We start from the raw sequence: 14631 nt of genomic DNA, 5'->3' as shown, positions 1-14631 counted from the left end.
CGGCCGGCAGCGCGCCGCCCGCCTCACGAGACGCAAAGCTTAAACGCCGGGCCTTGGATTTGCTAGAGCGTAATAACGGCAGCTCCGCCGCGTCGCGGCTTCGGGCTGCGCGTTGCCCGACTTGATTAGAACAGGAGCCTCAATTGCAAAACACCCAATCGCAACATGTATTCAAGAGTCTCTTCCGAAGCTGCGCCGCCACGTTCGCGCTTGCCGCGGCGCTGGGCGCCGGGCCGCAGATCGCGCAGGCCGAAGGCTGCGCCAAGGGCGCGGCGGTGGGCGGTGTAACGGGCCACGTCGCCGGCCATCACGGCGTCGCGGGCGCGGCAGCCGGCTGCGCGATCGGCCACCATGAAGCGAAGAAGAAAGACAAGGAAAAGACCCAAACCGCCGCGGCGGCGAGCCAGCCCGCCGGCAAATAGGACTGGGCCAACGCTAACTCTCGCTCACCCCGCCGCGCCGATCTTTTCCGCGAGCTTCGCGTCGTAGCTCGAATGCACGTGTACGCGCTTCTTCTCCGGATACGCGTACGCGTACGCCTTGCGCAACGCGAGCGATGCCTCGTGGAAACCGGACAGGATCAGCTTCTGCTTGTTCGGATAGTTGGCGATGTCGCCGACCGCGAAAATGCCGGGGCGCGAGCTCTCATAGTTGGACGTATCGACATCGATGCGTCCGCCGTGGATCGCGAGTCCCCATTGCGCGATCGGGCCCAGGTCGGCGACGAGTCCATAGAGCGCGATCAGATGCTCGGCGTCGAGCTGCGTTTCGCCCTCGATATGCCGCAGCGTCAGCGATTTAAGTTCGCCGCCCTCCACGTTCAGGCCCGCGATCGCGCCGACGATGAAATCCATCTCGCCCGCTTCGACCGCGCGCCGCATCAGCTCGACACTCGAATCGGCCGCGCTGAAACCGGCGCGCCGATGCACGAGCGTCACGCGCCGCGCGACCTTGCGCAAGGCCAGCGCCCAGTCGAGCGCCGAGTCGCCGCCGCCCGCGACGACCACGATCTTGTCCGCGAAATCGGCGAGCCGCGGCACGCTGTAGTGCACGTGACGTTGCTCAAGCGGCACCGCCTCGGCAAGCATCAGCTTTTGCGGCACGAACGCGCCGTTGCCGGCCGCGAGCAGGATCGCCGCGGCATCGAAGACGAGACCGCGCTGCGTGCGTACGGTCCAGCGGCCATCGTCGCGCTGCTCGACTGTGTCGACACGCTGTTCGAGATGGATCGGCACGTCGAACGGCTTGATCTGCGCGAGCAGGCGCTCGACCAGTTCGCGCGCGGTGCATGACGGAATTGCGGGGATGTCGTAGATCGGCTTGTCCGGATACAACTCGATGCACTGCCCGCCCACCCTGCCGAGCACGTCGACGATCTGGCACGTGAGGCCGAGCACGCCGGCCTCGAAGGCGGCGAACAGCCCCACCGGACCGGCCCCGACAATCAGCACGTCGATGCGGATTGGCGCCGGTGACGAAGCGGACGCGAGCTCGGCGGTGGAGGCGGAGGCGGCGGCGGTGACCATGGACGGTTCTCCGGTAACGACGATAACGCCCGCATAAACGAGTGGCGCAGGTCGGGGGGCGATCAGCCACCATACCGAATCGATCGGCACGCGGCAACGATGCCATTGCCAGCGGTAAGGATGCTCGGCGCACCGCGCTGCTGCTCGGACGCGCTGGCGCAAGCGTCGTATCCGATGCACCGAAGTGGCTACCTGGAAATAGCCGAAACCGGTTATTTTTGGAATCCATTGCGGGGATTAAGCTGGTACCTGAACTGGCCTCTGAGCTAGCACCTGAGCTGAACCTCAACTGACACCGGTCCTGTCCGCAGCTCCGGTTTTCCCGACCTCGAACTTCACTCTGGAGCCCATCATGGAACCCCGCCTCGACTTCTATAAAGCTAACCCCGCCGTCATCAAGGCGATGCTCGGTCTCGAAGAGCGCATCGGCAAATCGGCGCTCGAAAAATCGCTGACCGACCTCGTGCGCCTGCGCGCATCGCAGATCAACGGCTGCGCATTTTGCGTCGACATGCACGCAGCCGATGCGCGCAAGGGCGGCGAGACCGACCGGCGTCTGGCGGCCCTCGTCGTCTGGCGCGAGACGCCGTTCTTCACCGACCGCGAACGCGCGGCGCTCGAATGGACCGAAGCGCTCACGCTGATCTCGCACGACCACGTGCCCGATGCGGCGTGGAACGCGGTGCGCCCGCATTTCAGCGACGAGGAACTGGTCGACCTGACGCTCGTCATTTCGACGATCAACGCATGGAACCGCTTCGCGATTTCGTTTCGCAAGCTGCCCGCGTAACGCGTAACGCGTGAGGCCATCCACGCCCGTGTCTCACTCGCCGATCCACGAGCCGCGCAGATCGCTATCGTGCAGCAGTTGCAGCAGCGTGCCGGCCGGGCGGCTCAAACGCTTCGCGGCGAGCGCGATGAATTCCACCGCGGGCAGCGCCGGCAGCGCGGACGCGTTCAACGGCGGCGCGAGCCCGCGCGCGGCCAGATACTGCGGACGCACCGTAATGCCGAGGCCGCCGCGCGCTGCGGCGATGCAGCCCGAGTGGCTGCTGCTCGTGCAGACGATCTGCCAGCTCGCGCCGACTTCGGCCAGCGCCTCGAGCACGACCGCGCGTGTGACGCTCGGCTCGGCGACGAGGATAAGCGGCAGCGGCTGACTCAAATCAATCAGCGTGCCGGCGCGTGCCAGCCATTCGAGCCGGCCGGTGAAAAGCGGCACGCCGCGGCGGTCGCCGAGCCGGCGCTTGCCGACCAGCAGATCGATCGCCCCCGCGTCGAGCAGTTCGTAGAGCCTGCCGGTCATGCCGATCGTGATTTCCAGTTCGACGTCCGGATGCGCGTTGCGAAACGCCGCGAGCACGGTCGGCAGCGGACCGAGCGCGATGTCGTCCGACGAGCCCAGGCGCACGCGCCCTTTCAGGCGCGGCGCGCGAAACTGCGATTCCGCGCGCGCCAGCGCCTGCAGGATCACGCTCGCATGCGCGAGCATCGCTTCGCCGTCGGGTGTCATCGCGAGCGAATGGGTGTCGCGCACGAACAACCGCCGGCCCACGCTCTGTTCGAGCCGGCGGATATGTTCGCTGACGCTCGATTGCGTCAGCTGGAGCCGCCGCCCGGCCTCGGTGAAGCTGTGGCACGCGGCAACCGTCGAGAAGGTCTTCAGCCAGATCGGATTGAGCATGCGCGATTGTCGCGCTGCTTATCGGCAATGTCGATAACAGTCAGCGACCCTAGTGGGGTTCCCGATTGACGCCGATGACAATAAGATGACGCAATTCCCGATTTCCCTATGCGGGCGGCGCTGACACCGCCGCCGCTGCCGCCGCGGCCACCGCGCGCGCCGTTGAAAATGACCAAGGATTCCACCCACTCCGCGTTACTCTGGATCGTCGCCGCCGGCTTCTTCATGCAGTCGCTGGACACGACGATCGTCAACACCGCCCTCCCGTCGATTGCCCACAGCCTGCAGGTCGCGCCGCTCGCCATGCAGCCGGTAGTGGTCGCGTACACGCTGACGATGGCCATGCTCACCCCCGCGTCGGGCTGGCTCGCCGACCGCTTCGGTACGCGCCGCGTGTACTTCGCGGCGATCCTCGTGTTCGTGCTCGGCTCGATCTGCTGCGCGAGCGCGCATACGCTCGGCCAACTGGTGCTCGCGCGCGTGCTGCAAGGCCTCGGCGGCTCGATGCTGCTGCCGATCGGACGGCTCGCGATACTGCGCAGCGTGTCGGCCGAACAGTACGTGTCGGCGCTCGCGTTCACGTCGATTGCCGGGCAGCTCGGGCCGATTGCCGGGCCAACGCTCGGCGGCTGGTTCGTGCAGGCGATCAGCTGGCACTGGATCTTCCTGATCAACGTGCCGATCGGCGCAGTCGGTCTGTACGCGGTGCACCGCTTTCTGCCTTCGCATGACGAGGCGGAAGCACCGCCCTTCGATGTGCTCGGGTGCACACTGCTGTCGCTGTGCATGATCGCCTTTTCGCTCGCCATCGATACGCCGGTCGCCTCGCATCGCGCCGCATGGTCGGCGGGGCTGTTCGCGCTGGCCGTCGCGAGCGCGCTCGCCTACATCCCGTACGCGAAAAGCCGGCGCGATCCGCTTTTCCGGCTGTCGCTATTCGGCGAGCCGAATTTCAGCGTGGGCCTGGTCGGCAATCTCGTGTGCCGCGTCGGGTCGAGCGCGGTGCCGTTCCTCGTGCCGCTGCTGCTGCAATTGCAGCTTGGGTATTCGCCGCTGCATTCGGGTCTGATGATGCTGCCCGCGGCGATCGCCGGCACGCTCGCGAAGCGCTGGATCGCGCCGCTCGTGCGCCGCTATGGCTATGAAACGTTCCTGCTCGTCAACACGGTCATCGTCGGTTCGTCGATCGTCGCGTTTGCGGTGATCTCGCCGGGCACGCCGCTGATCGTCGAGATCGCGATCCTCGCGGTGTTCGGCGCGGCCAACTCGATGCAGTTCGCGGCGATGAACAGCGTCACGCTGAAGGACCTCACGCGCGAAGACGCGGCCAGCGGCAATAGCCTGTTTTCGATGGTGCAGATGCTCGCGATCGGTCTCGGCGTATCGATCGGCGGCGGGCTGGTGAATCTGTTGTCCGCGCAATGGGGGTCGGCCGCACTCGGGTTTCGCCTCGCCTTCGTGTGTGTCGGGCTGATCACGCTGGTCTCCGCGTGGATCTTCCGTCATCTCGACGATCCGTCCGGCGCGCGACTGATGCGGGGTCAGGCCGCGCAAAGCGCCGGACGTTGACGCGCCACGCGCGTGTGTTGAACCGCATTCGGTCACTTGATCTCGGTACCACTCTGACGGGCTGAAGTCTGAAAAGCTCACGCCTGTCGCCTCGTCCCTCGTGGGCCGCCACGCGAGTTCGCCCGTTCAGGTCCGCGCCTTGCTGCCGTAACTTGACGTCCCTCCAGGAGAGCAGCCATGAGCAAAGCCGACGACAAAGCCACAGGCGAAGCAAACAGAGCGGTCAAAGACGAATCGAAAGGCAACCCGGGCCAGCAGACCGAGGACTTCGCCCATCCTCACCAGGCGGTGCATAACGATAACGAGCACAGCAAAATGCCCGAGCGTCAGGACGAAGGCCGCAAGCAGTCACCCGCGGACCATCCGGGCAAGCAGCCGGGCGAAGGCGAGCCCACCCCCGGTTGAACCAAGAGTTGGCACGCACCCGCGTTGCTGCAGCGCAACGCCGGGCCGCAAAAATTGACCGTCCGCGCTTTTCTGTAAGCGGACGTTTGTTCCGCGCCGCATCAGCTTCGGTGCCGGTCTTGATGCCACCCTCTATGCCGGTCTTGATGCCGCGCTTGATACCACGCTTCACGCCGCTTTCGCTGCATCGGCACGCCGCGATTTGCGGCGCGGCGCCGCATCCGCCATTCAGGGCTCGTTGCGCAGATACCCTTCGGTCGACGGATCGCGCATGCGCAACGACACGAGGCCCGCGATCGCGCACATCGCCGTCACGTACCAGAAGAACATCGTCTCGACGCCGGCCTGCTTCAGCCACAGCGCGACATATTCCGCCGAGCCGCCGAAGATCGCATTCGCCACCGCATAGGACAGCCCCACGCCGAGCGCGCGCACTTGCGGCGGGAACATTTCCGCCTTGATCAGGCCGCTGATCGACGTATAGAAACTGACGATCGCCAGCGCCAGCACCACCAGCCCGAACGCCGCGTAGGGATCCGTGACGTCCTTCAGCGCATGCAGCAGCGGCACGGTGCCGATCGTCGCGAACAAGCCGAAGCACAGCATCGAGCGGCGTCGGCCGATACGGTCCGACAGCGCGCCGAACGCCGGCTGCATCAGCATGTAGACGAATAGCGCCCCGGTCATCACCGCGCTCGCGGTCTTCGCGTGCATGCCCGCGGTGTTGACCAGGTACTTCTGCATATACGTGGTGAACGTATAGAAGATCAGCGAGCCACCGGCCGTAAAACCCAGCACCGTCACGAATGCGGCCTTGTGGTCCCATAGCCCGCGCAGCGTGCCCGAATCCTTGCGCTGACGCGTCGCGGCAGTGGTGGTCTCATCGAGCGATTTGCGCAGATACAGCGCGACCAATGCGGCAATCGCGCCGATCACGAACGGCACGCGCCAGCCCCATGCCTTGAGCTGTTCGGTCGACAGCGCCTGTTGCAAGACCACGAGCACGAGCAGCGCGAACAACTGGCCGCCGATCAAAGTCACGTACTGGAACGACGCAAAGAAACCGCGCCGGCCCTTCAACGCGACCTCGCTCATATAGGTCGCGCTGGTGCCGTATTCGCCGCCGACCGACAGCCCCTGCAACAGCCGCGCGAGCAGCAGCAGCGCCGGGGCGAGCGCGCCGATCTGCGCATAGGTGGGCAGCATCGCGATCACCAGCGAGCCGCCGCACATCATGAACACCGAGACCATCATCGCGGTGCGGCGGCCGCGCTTGTCGGCCAGCCTGCCAAAGAACCAGCCGCCGATCGGCCGCATCAGGAAGCCGGCGGCGAACACGCCGGCCGTGTTCAGCAACTGGGTCGTCGGATTGCCGCTCGGGAAGAACGACGGCGCGAAATACAGTGCCGTGAACGAATACACATAGAAGTCGAACCACTCGACGAGATTGCCCGATGAAGCGCCGACGATCGCGAAAATGCGGCGCCGGGTGTCGTGGTTCGAAGCCATGACGGATTGATCGGTGAGGTCGTTCATGCTGATGTCTGTCCTTATTCTGAAACGGGGATGGCGGTCGACGCGCCGCCTTTGAGTACGCGCACGTCAGGCAGGCGCGCGCGGGTTTCCGCACGCCCCTCCCCGGCCACGTGTGCGCGAATTTTACATAGTCGAAAGCAAAAGATGGGCTTTTGTCAGCAAGCCTGCAGGAAAGCCCTGGGTAGGAGCCGGCACGGGATGACGCGGCGATCTGCGGCGCAACAACGGCAAAGCCCCCGCCAGTCTTGCGACTGGCGGGGGCCTCGAATTAATGCAGACGAACGGTGCGCAACGGACAGGCTTACAAACGGTGTGCTGATCCGCCGTGGCGCCGAAACATCACATCCTGACGGCGGGCGGCACGTACCGGCACTCGTAGCGCTTTCTGACCGTGCCGTTCTCGTCGACGCTTTCCAGATACACGTCGAACTGCCACAGCCGCGCCATGTGCTTGAGCACTTCGTCGCTATCCGGCGACAAATGCCGGTTGTCGCTCATGAAGTGCCGCAGCGTGAGACTGCGGTCGCCGCGCGTATTCACCGCCCACACCTGGATATTCGGCTCGCGATGGTGAATGTCGTACTGCCGCGACAGCGCCTGGCGCACGTACTGGTAGCCGCTGTCGTCATGAATCGCCGACACTTCGAGCGCGTCGCGCATGTCGTCGTCGAGTACTGAAAACAGGCGCATTTCGCGGATCAGATGCGGCGACAGATACTGCGCGACGAAGCTCTCGTCCTTGAAGTTGCGCATCGCGTAGTGCATCGCGGGCAGCCATGGACTGCCGGCCAGTTCCGGGAACCATTTGCGGTCTTCGTCGGTGGGCGATTCGCAGATGCGGCGAATGTCGCTCATCATCGAAAAGCCGAGCGCGTACGGGTTAATTCCGCTGTAATACGGCTTCGTGACCGGCGGCTGATAGACGACGTTGCTATGCGAATGGAGAAACTCCATCATGAAGCCGTCTTCGAGCTTGCCCTGGTTATACATCGTGTTGAGCAGCGTGTAGTGCCAGAACGTCGCCCAGCCTTCGTTCATCACCTGGGTCTGGCGCTGCGGATAGAAGTACTGGCCGATCTTGCGCACGATGCGGATCACCTCGCGCTCCCACGGCTCGAGCAGCGGCGCGTTCTTTTCCGCGAAATACAGCAGATTTTCCTGCGGCTCGGGCGGATAACGCCCCTCGACCTCTTCCGGTAACGGCGTATGCCGCGCGGGCAACGTACGCCACAGTTCGTTGACCTGCGATTGCAGATACGCCTCGCGCTCGCGGCGCGCGGCAAATTCCTTTTCGAGCGACAGCTTCTGCGGGCGCTTATAACGGTCCACCCCGTAGTTCATCAGCGCATGGCACGAATCGAGCAGTTCCTCGACGCGGTCGAGCCCATGGCGCTCCTCGCACTCCGCGATGTAGTTCTTCGCATAGACGAGGTAGTCGACGATCGCGTGCGCATCCGTCCAGAGTTTGAACAGATAGTTGCCCTTGAAAAACGAGTTGTGGCCATAAGCCGCATGGGCGACGACAAGCGCCTGCATCGTCATCGTGTTCTCTTCCATCAGATACGCGATGCAGGGATTGGAATTGATGACGATTTCGTACGCGAGCCCCATCTGGCCGCGGCGATAGCTTTTCTCGGTGGCAAGGAAGTGTTTGCCGAACGACCAGTGACGATAGTTCACGGGCATCCCGACGGACGCGTACGCATCCATCATCTGTTCGGCGCTGATGAGTTCGAGCTGGATCGGATACACATCGAGTTCGTATTGCTCCGCAACACGGGCGATATGCGAGTCGTACTCTTCGATCAATTCGAAGGTCCAGTCGGATGGGCACGGCAGAGGTCTTCTATCGGCTACGTTCATACGGACTTCCTTTTGCCCTGGATTGGGCGTTCCGGTGTGTCCCGTGCTGCAGCGCTGCGGACTGCTCCGGCTTGAGCGGCTACCGTGTCCGCTCGCACCTGGGCATGCCCCGACTCTCGCTGCGGCACGCCTTGGTTTCGTCGCGCCGCCGTTTCATCCGACAGATACGCATCTGTCGAACGAGTGGCCGCGCTTCGTTGCATGGCGACCCATTCGCAACGGGCATGCCGCTACGAAGTCGCCACCTGCTTCTCGAACAGCTCGCGAAACACCGGATAAATGTCGGCTGCGGTTTCGACCTTTTTCATCGCCATATGCGGCTGGCTCAACGCCAGCTGCGCATATTCGAGCCACAGGTTCTGCTCTTCGGGCGTCACCTGAATATAGGCAAAATAGCGCACCTTCTCCAGGATGTCATCCTTGAGTATCTTGCGGCACTTCGGCGAATCGTCGGTCCAGTTGTCGCCGTCCGAGGCCTGCGCGCCGTAAATGTTCCATTCAGTCGGTGAGTAGCGCTCGTCCATCACCTTGCGCATCAGTTCGAGCGCGCTCGACACCACGGTGCCGCCGCTTTCGGTCGAATGAAAGAAGGTGTCTTCGTCGACTTCTTCGGCGCGCGTGTGATGGCGAATGAACACGACCTCGATGCGCTCGTAATTGCGCTTCAGGAAAAGGTACAGCAGGATGAAGAAGCGCTTCGCGAGATCTTTGCGCTGCTCGTCCATCGAGCCGGACACGTCCATCACGCAGAACATCACCGCCTGACTCGACGGCGTGGGCTGCTTCACGCGATTCACGTAGCGCAGGTCGAACGGATCGATAAACGGAATCCGCCAGATGCGCCCGCGCAGATGGTGGATTTCTTCTTCGAGCAGTTTGATCTCTTCGCGGCGGTCGGCGGGGTCGGCCTTCATCTCGTCGAGTTGCCGCTCCATTTCATGCAGCTGGTTGACGAGCGGCGCGCCAAGCGCAATGCGCCGGCCGAGCGCACTGCGCAGCGAACGGACCACGTCGATGTTGTTCGGCGTACCCTCGGCGGCCCAGCCTGCGCGGATGCTTTTCCACGTCGGCACGGCCATCAGATGGGTTTTGACCAGACGCGGCAGTTCGAGATCGTCGAAGAAGTACTGCATGAACTCTTCGCGGCTCAGTTCAAACACGAAGTCGTCCTGGCCCTCGCCATCGTTGCTGGCCTGGCTGCCACCGCCGCCACCTCCGCCGCCTTGCGGGCGCTGGATCTTATCGCCGCGGATGTAGTCGGAATTGCCGGGATGCACCATTTCGCGCCGGCCGCCGGGCCCATGCCGGAACGACGGCTCCGCGATGTCCTTGCGCGGAATGGTGATGCTCTGGGTGTTCTGGATATCTTTGATGCTGCGATCGCGCACCGCCTCCGAAACGGCGCGACGAATGTAGTTCTTCACGCGGCGCAAAAAACGCTCGCGATTCGCAATGCTTTTATTCTTACCAGCCAACCTGCGGTCGATGATTTGATGAAGCACGCCAAGTCTCCTGTGTCGACCGGGGTTAGCGCTTCAGCGCTTACCCCGGTCCCACGCACAGCGATCCACCGGGGTTAGCGCTTTCGCGCTGACTCCGGTGCCAAGCAACAGCGCTCGTTTCGGTGCGCAAGACGCGCGCCGCCTGGACAGCCGCGCTATGTCCGTGCGGCTCGCATCTCGCCGGTTGCCCGTACGGCCAAACTGTACGAGCGGCACACGCGAGGCATCATGAGCGCGTCATGACGACTTGCGCACGCGCAGATACCAGTCACACAGCAAGCGTACCTGCTTCGGCGTATAGCCTTTCGCCACCATCCGATTGACGAAGTCTTCGTGCTTGCGCTGCTCTTCCGCCGAGCCCTTGGCGTTGAACGAGATAACCGGCAGCAGTTCCTCCGTATTGGAGAACATCTTCTTTTCGATCACCACGCGCAGTTTTTCGTAGCTGATCCACGCGGGGTTCTTGCCCGCGTTCGCAGCCCGCGCGCGCAGCACGAAGTTCACGATCTCGTTGCGGAAGTCCTTCGGGTTGCTGATGCCCGCGGGCTTTTCGATCTTTTCGAGTTCGGCGTTCAACGCGGCACGATCGAAGCTTTCGCCCGTATCGTGATCGCGGAATTCCTGGTCCTGAATCCAGAAGTCCGCATAGGTGACGTAGCGGTCGAAGATGTTCTGACCGTATTCCGAATACGATTCCAGATACGCGGTCTGAATCTCCTTGCCGATGAACTCCGCGTAGCGCGACGCGAGCACGTCCTTGATGAAGGACAGATACTTCTGCTCGGTCTCCGGTGGGAACTGCTCGCGCTCGATCTGCTGTTCGAGCACGTACATCAGATGCACCGGATTGGCCGCGACCTCGGTCGAGTCGAAGTTGAACACGCGCGACAGGATCTTGAACGCGAAACGGGTCGACACACCGGTCATCCCTTCGTCCACGCCCGCGAAGTCGCGATATTCCTGGTACGACTTGGCTTTCGGATCGGTGTCTTTCAGATTCTCGCCGTCGTACACCTGCATCTTCGAGAACAGGCTCGAATTCTCCGGCTCCTGCAAACGCGTGAGCACGGACATCTGCGCCATCATCTTCAGCGTGCCCGGCGCGCATACCGCATCGGCAAGCGACGAATTGCGCAGCAGTTTCTCGTAGATCTTCATCTCTTCGCTGTAGCGCAGGCAGTACGGCACCTTGACGACGAAGATCCGGTCGAGCAACGCCTCGTTGTTGCGGTTGTTGCGGAACGCCTTCCACTCCGACTCGTTCGAATGCGCGAGGATCACGCCGTCGAAAGGAATCGCGCCGAACCCTTCCGTGCCCTTGAAGTTGCCTTCCTGGGTCGCGGTAAGCAGCGGGTGCAGCACCTTGATCGGCGCCTTGAACATTTCGACGAATTCGAGCAGGCCCTGATTGGCGAGGCACAGGCCGCCCGAATAGCTGTACGCGTCGGCGTCGTCCTGCGCGTACTGTTCGAGCTTGCGGATGTCGACCTTGCCGACCAGCGACGAGATGTCCTGATTGTTCTCGTCACCCGGTTCGGTCTTCGCGATACCGATCTGGCGAAGGATCGACGGGTAGCGGCGCACCACCTTGAACTTGCGGATGTCGCCGTTGTATTCATGCAGGCGCTTGACCGCCCACGGACTGAGGATACTTTTCAGGTAGCGGCGTGGAATGCCATATTGCTCTTCGAGAATCGGCCCGTCTTCCTCGTAATCGAACAGCCCGAGCGGCGACTCGTTGACGGGCGAGCCCTTGATCGCATAGAACGGCACGCGCTCCATCAGTTGCTTCAGACGTTCGGCGATCGACGACTTGCCGCCGCCGACCGGACCCAGCAGATACAGGATCTGCTTCTTTTCTTCCAGCCCTTGGGCCGAGTGCCGGAAGTAGGCGACCACCTGCTCGATCACCTCTTCCATTCCGTAGAACTCACGGAACGCGGGGTATACCTTGATGACCTTGTTCGCGAAGATACGCGATAAACGCGGATCGTTGCGCGTGTCGATCTGTTCCGGTTCTCCGATTGCCGTCAACATGCGTTCGCCAGCAGTGGCGTACGCGGCGGGATTGTCTTTGCAGAGCGCGAGATACTCCTCGAGCGAGAGTTCGTCCTCCCGTGTTTTCTCGAAGCGGGTCGCGAAACTGCTGTAGATATCCATGCTACCTCCTCGCCGAAGTCTGGAGCGATGTCGTGCGCGGCGCGCTATTCGGAAACGACATCGCTCGAATTCATCCTAAACCCTTTTAAATTTTTTTTCACGGACTACGTTGCGAAAATCGCGCCGTGCCGTGGTGTGTTGCACTGCCGTTCTGTTCGACCGCGCGTCGCTATTCGTTGATCATGCTCGACATCTTTGCAACGCTGCGTCGCATCGAGCGATCGATTGCGTCGCCATGCTGTTGCACATCCCGTTCCCGCACCGTCGCTGGGCGATCGAACGATCGCCGTATGCGCACCCACCGGTTCGCATGCGGGTCCCGCGCTTATCATCCACAACGCGCGCCCCGGGCATGTGGTCGACACGGACGCGAAGCTGTTACATATCCGATGTTCGATTGCGCACGTTGCGCACGCTGTGGTGACACGTCGAGTCACACTGTCAGGCGCTTCGTCATCACGCGATGACGTTGGTTCCGCACCGTGCAGGGGCCGCCGCTTGCGCGCCCCCGCTTGACACGCCTCCAAGAGAACCATTGCATGACTGGATTACGGCTGCGAATCGCGATGCCTTCATATGTGTAATACGGACAGGCGCGCACGAAAGTGCAATACGCGCATCACGTCCACCCCTTCATCTACATCGCCCGCAACGGTTTCCATCCGGCGCGCACACGGCTTGCGCGTGAACGATTTGCAGCCGCTACCGTTTCACGCTATCAGAAATAAAAACGGCCGCCCGTTCTGGCAGCCGTTTCAATGATGCGCGGTAACCAACGGTTACAAGCGCAGCCGCACCGCTCCGCTCTGTTCGTTCACGTCAGTTCGATCTCCACTTCGCCCAGGCCATCGATATGCCCGCGCACGATGCCCGGTTCGTCCACCTTGTGCGCGCCGACGTACGAGCCGGTGGTGAGTGTCCAGTTTGGCTCGATGATGATACCCATCGCCGCGCAATGGTTGACGAACCACACCAGTAGTTCGCGCGGGTCGCCCGCCGGATTGCCGGTCGCTTCCGGCAGCAGCGAGCGGCCATTGAAGCTCAGCTCCAGTTCCGGCGACACGAAATCGAAGCCGCGCGCGAGTCCCGCGTAAGCGGCCGGATGACCGACGACCAACGCGCCATTGTTCTGCGCATCGGCCAGTTGCGCGAGCGGCGCGACGTTCGGCCACTCGCTGAAGCGGCTATCGACGATCTCGATGGCCGGCAGTACGACGCCGACCTTCGCCAGCACCTCGTCGCGCGCATACGCCTGGCCGCGCGGCGCGATCGTCTCGGTGAAGCGAAATGCGATTTCCAGCTCGATCAGCACCCGGAAGAAGCCGTCACGCGCAAGCCGTGCCGGCGACGGCACGACCAGCGACGCGGGGATCGGCGCGCCCGACGCGGCGCCGCCGGGCGCCTTCGCGCCGATCTTCCACGCGCCGGTCGACTCGCCCAGCCCCGCGATGACCGCCTGCTGGATCGCATAGGCGGTCGCCGCATCGGGCGGCAGGCTGTCGGGTGCCGGTGCATCGATCGGGCGATGCTGCCGGCGCGCGTCGACGAGGCGTTGCGCAAGGTCGTGTGGCGTCATGTCGGTCCTTTCTGGCTGGCGCATGGAAGGGTTCATAGGGGCCTGGCAGTATGTGGGAAGTTACGCGTCGCGGTGCTGACTGCCGCGGGCCTCGGTGGTGACCGTGCCCGTCAATGTACCGGATCGCGGCGCGCACCAGGGAAGCGCGCGTGCGTCGCAAACGTTAATTCGTTCGCGCGGCACGAAAAAACACCGCGGATGCGAGCGCACGCGCGGTGTCTGGAACACAGTTCGCGATTTTCTGGCGCGCCGCGATGCTGAGAGAACGCGTGCGCTCGGGAACGGAGGTTGCGCCGCTTCGCCACGCGCAGAGGCGCGACAGCGACCCGACGCGCCGCCGCAACGTCAGAACGTCTCCCACCCCTGATCGCCGCCGCCCGCCGGCGCGGCCGCAACCGCAGCCGCCTTGGCGGATGCCCGCGCGGGGGCTGCGGGTGCTGCCGGCGCCTGGCCAGGCGTAGCGCCAGCCGTCGCCGCCCCGCTCGCCGAGGGCGCCTTGGCCGGCGACGCCGTGCGCGTGCCGGTCGGCGCAGGCTTGCGTGCCCGCGCCGCGCCCGCGCCCGCAGCCGCGCCCGTCAGCGCCGGGCGTTTCGGTGCCTCGCGTTTCGGCGCCGCGACGGCCGGCTCACGGCGCGTGTTCGCGCCGCTGTCGTCGACCTGGAACACCGCGACGGTGCTGCGCAGACGCGCCGCCTGTTCCTCGAGCGACGACGCCGCGGCAGCCGCTTCCTCCACCAGTGCGGCGTTCTGCTGCGTGACCTCGTCCATCTGCGTGACCGCGCGCGCCACCTGGTCGATGCCGCCGCTCTG

The 14631-nt window shown here is 63.7% G+C and carries 11 protein-coding genes and 1 pseudogene; 4 read left to right on the top strand and 8 right to left on the bottom strand.

The genetic code is table 11. The features are described from left to right. The first annotated feature begins 221 nt into the window (after nucleotides 1-221). Entirely contained in the window at nucleotides 222-422 is a 201-nt protein-coding gene (locus tag VGH68_RS22250; RefSeq protein WP_331605901.1) for a hypothetical protein, read from the top strand. A gap of 24 nt (nucleotides 423-446) precedes the next feature. On the opposite strand, the gene VGH68_RS22245 is transcribed toward VGH68_RS22250, so the two are convergent. Then, nucleotides 447-1526 (bottom strand): NAD(P)/FAD-dependent oxidoreductase, encoded by a 1080-nt coding sequence (locus tag VGH68_RS22245; protein ID WP_331605873.1) that lies wholly within the window; start codon nucleotides 1524-1526, stop codon nucleotides 447-449. Between the two features lie 352 nt (nucleotides 1527-1878). On the opposite strand from VGH68_RS22245, the gene VGH68_RS22240 reads away from it, so the two are divergent. Continuing rightward, nucleotides 1879-2316 carry a carboxymuconolactone decarboxylase family protein gene (locus tag VGH68_RS22240; protein ID WP_331605872.1) on the top strand — a complete coding sequence of 146 codons (438 nt, stop codon included), beginning with the start codon at nucleotides 1879-1881 and terminating at the stop codon, nucleotides 2314-2316. A 33-nt stretch (nucleotides 2317-2349) separates the two neighbouring features. Here VGH68_RS22240 and VGH68_RS22235 read toward each other — a convergent pair whose 3' ends face one another. Continuing rightward, nucleotides 2350-3210 (bottom strand): LysR family transcriptional regulator, encoded by an 861-nt coding sequence (locus VGH68_RS22235; protein ID WP_331605871.1) that lies wholly within the window; start codon nucleotides 3208-3210, stop codon nucleotides 2350-2352. A gap of 168 nt (nucleotides 3211-3378) precedes the next feature. Between VGH68_RS22235 and VGH68_RS22230 the strand changes: the two genes are divergently transcribed. Beyond that, nucleotides 3379-4779, top strand: a complete 1401-nt coding sequence (locus tag VGH68_RS22230; protein WP_414696972.1) for a DHA2 family efflux MFS transporter permease subunit — start codon at nucleotides 3379-3381, stop codon at nucleotides 4777-4779. Nucleotides 4780-4956: 177 nt separating this feature from the next. Further along, nucleotides 4957-5184 (top strand): hypothetical protein, encoded by a 228-nt coding sequence (locus VGH68_RS22225; RefSeq protein WP_331605869.1) that lies wholly within the window; start codon nucleotides 4957-4959, stop codon nucleotides 5182-5184. Between the two features lie 228 nt (nucleotides 5185-5412). Here the strand turns inward: VGH68_RS22225 and VGH68_RS22220 are convergent, their stop codons facing one another. The 6 genes and pseudogenes from VGH68_RS22220 to VGH68_RS22195 all read right to left on the bottom strand — a co-directional run. Next, nucleotides 5413-6720, bottom strand: a complete 1308-nt coding sequence (locus tag VGH68_RS22220; protein WP_331605868.1) for an MFS family transporter — start codon at nucleotides 6718-6720, stop codon at nucleotides 5413-5415. 339 nt (nucleotides 6721-7059) lie between these two features. After that, entirely contained in the window at nucleotides 7060-8583 is a 1524-nt protein-coding gene (locus VGH68_RS22215) for a SpoVR family protein (protein WP_331605867.1), read from the bottom strand. 230 nt (nucleotides 8584-8813) lie between these two features. Then, complete coding sequence (locus VGH68_RS22210; RefSeq protein WP_331605866.1) at nucleotides 8814-10085, bottom strand: YeaH/YhbH family protein; 1272 nt, start codon at nucleotides 10083-10085, stop codon at nucleotides 8814-8816. Nucleotides 10086-10322: 237 nt separating this feature from the next. Further along, a complete protein-coding gene (locus VGH68_RS22205; RefSeq protein ID WP_331605865.1) occupies nucleotides 10323-12245 on the bottom strand; it encodes a PrkA family serine protein kinase in 1923 nt (640 codons plus the stop codon). Nucleotides 12246-13059: 814 nt separating this feature from the next. After that, a complete protein-coding gene (locus VGH68_RS22200) occupies nucleotides 13060-13821 on the bottom strand; it encodes a hydratase (RefSeq protein ID WP_331605864.1) in 762 nt (253 codons plus the stop codon). 345 nt (nucleotides 13822-14166) lie between these two features. Further along, nucleotides 14167-14631 (bottom strand): annotated as a pseudogene (locus tag VGH68_RS22195) (hypothetical protein); the annotation flags it as partial.

Source organism: Paraburkholderia sp., from assembly GCF_036488505.1.
GTDB lineage: Bacteria > Pseudomonadota > Gammaproteobacteria > Burkholderiales > Burkholderiaceae > Paraburkholderia.
Note: the sequence above shows the minus strand (reverse complement) of the source record. Positions and strands in the feature narration are given on the sequence as shown.

Excerpts from the sequence above, each read along its gene's own strand:
- VGH68_RS22245 (WP_331605873.1), bottom strand. The coding sequence starts at position 1,526 with ATGGTCACCGCCGCCGCCTCCGCCTCCACCGCCGAGCTCGCGTCCGCT.
- VGH68_RS22240 (WP_331605872.1), top strand. The coding sequence starts at position 1,879 with ATGGAACCCCGCCTCGACTTCTATAAAGCTAACCCCGCCGTCATCAAG.
- VGH68_RS22205 (WP_331605865.1), bottom strand. The coding sequence starts at position 12,245 with ATGGATATCTACAGCAGTTTCGCGACCCGCTTCGAGAAAACACGGGAG.
- VGH68_RS22235 (WP_331605871.1), bottom strand. The coding sequence starts at position 3,210 with ATGCTCAATCCGATCTGGCTGAAGACCTTCTCGACGGTTGCCGCGTGC.
- VGH68_RS22230 (WP_414696972.1), top strand. The coding sequence starts at position 3,379 with ATGACCAAGGATTCCACCCACTCCGCGTTACTCTGGATCGTCGCCGCC.
- VGH68_RS22225 (WP_331605869.1), top strand. The coding sequence starts at position 4,957 with ATGAGCAAAGCCGACGACAAAGCCACAGGCGAAGCAAACAGAGCGGTC.
- VGH68_RS22215 (WP_331605867.1), bottom strand. The coding sequence starts at position 8,583 with ATGAACGTAGCCGATAGAAGACCTCTGCCGTGCCCATCCGACTGGACC.
- VGH68_RS22200 (WP_331605864.1), bottom strand. The coding sequence starts at position 13,821 with ATGACGCCACACGACCTTGCGCAACGCCTCGTCGACGCGCGCCGGCAG.
- VGH68_RS22220 (WP_331605868.1), bottom strand. The coding sequence starts at position 6,720 with ATGAACGACCTCACCGATCAATCCGTCATGGCTTCGAACCACGACACC.